General features: G+C 70.4%; 2 protein-coding genes and 1 pseudogene. All 3 read right to left on the reverse strand.

All coding sequences use genetic code 11. From position 1 onward, the window contains the following. Positions 1 to 136 precede the first annotated feature (136 nt). Positions 137 to 586, reverse strand: a complete 450-nt coding sequence (locus tag H8S61_RS17210) for a DUF4405 domain-containing protein (protein WP_186939850.1) — start codon at positions 584 to 586, stop codon at positions 137 to 139. 6 nt (positions 587 to 592) lie between these two features. Further along, on the reverse strand, positions 593 to 952 hold the full coding sequence (locus H8S61_RS17215; RefSeq protein ID WP_160943390.1) for a hypothetical protein: 360 nt from the start codon (positions 950 to 952) through the stop codon (positions 593 to 595). A 51-nt stretch (positions 953 to 1,003) separates the two neighbouring features. Then, positions 1,004 to 1,197: pseudogene (locus H8S61_RS17220) on the reverse strand (NrfD/PsrC family molybdoenzyme membrane anchor subunit); the annotation flags it as partial.

Consider the following 1,197-nt stretch of genomic DNA (forward strand, 5'->3'; position numbering starts at 1 on the left):
GGCGACCTCCTCGGCCGCCTCGGCCCACTCGCCGGAGGCGACGGCGCCCTCGAGCTCCTCGCCCGGGTAGCGGAAGCTCAGCGCCGCGAGCTCCCAGGCGGCGGCGCGCACCTGCCAGAGGCTCTCGCTCGTCTCCTCACTCCCCACGGTGCTCCCCTTTCCGATTCTTGAAGAAGCCGACCAGCCACTTCCCATGCGCCACCACGTGCACGAGCAGCAGCGCGAGCAGGACCTTCGCCGCCGTCGCATGCAGCGGATCCCAGAAGTAGTACCCGTCGGCGTACAGGCCGAACGCCGCCAAAACCGCGCCCGACACCATGAGGCCCGACACCGTCACCGTCATGAACGCCACGACGATGAGCGCATCCAGCACGAGATTTCCCGTGCGCGCCCACGACGGGCGCGCAACGGCGGATCTGGCCGCCTCGACGACCCAGTCGACATGCATCGCGACGTGCACGAGGAACGCGAGCAGCACGCCGATTCCCACCCACTCGTGGACGCCGATGCCCGTGACGGCCGGATTCGCCGCGACCAGGTACACCAGCAGACACGCCGCATCGACGGCGAGGCTCTTCCTATCCACGGCGCATCACCCCACCTTCCGCACGATCAGCACGAGCCCGACGACGAGCGCCACCGGCGCGAGCACCCACAGGTTGAGGCTCGCATCGGACGCCTGGTGGTAGCGAGTCGTCAGGGTGTCCCACGCGTGGCACTCGACGCTCGCGCACGACGCCTCCGGACAGCTCATCTCGTGCACGCCGTCGGGCGAGGGCACGTCGTCGAAGCCGTGGCACGACCCCGACGCGCACCCCGCCGCCGGGCAGGGGGAGTCGGGGCCGATGGGCTCGGGCAGCCCCACCGACGTGTCGGCCACGGCCCCGCCGGCGAACACGCACGCCCCGACGAGCAGGAAGGCCGCGAGGGCGACGAGGATCTTTCTCATCATGCAACACCCTCCAATCGAAGGGGGCGCACGCGCCCCCTTCCACGCGGTTGTCTAGCGCGCGTCTTCCACGGGCTTCAGCGGCAGGTACTTGAGGCCCAGCAGCAGGAGCAGCGCGCCCAGCCCGAGCACGCCGAGCGCCACGCCGAACTCGAGCGGCGTCGGGAAGTACACCATGCCCTGGTAGGCGCTCGCCATGGTGCCGGAGGCGTCCGTCACGGTGTACTGCGTCATGGGGCCGGCGTAGT

Origin of the sequence: Eggerthella hominis (assembly GCF_014287365.1) — a bacterium.
GTDB classification, from domain to species: domain Bacteria; phylum Actinomycetota; class Coriobacteriia; order Coriobacteriales; family Eggerthellaceae; genus Eggerthella; species Eggerthella guodeyinii.

Bases quoted from the DNA above. Each gene is read 5' to 3' on its own strand.
- H8S61_RS17215 (WP_160943390.1), bottom strand. From the start codon at position 952: ATGATGAGAAAGATCCTCGTCGCCCTCGCGGCCTTCCTGCTCGTCGGG.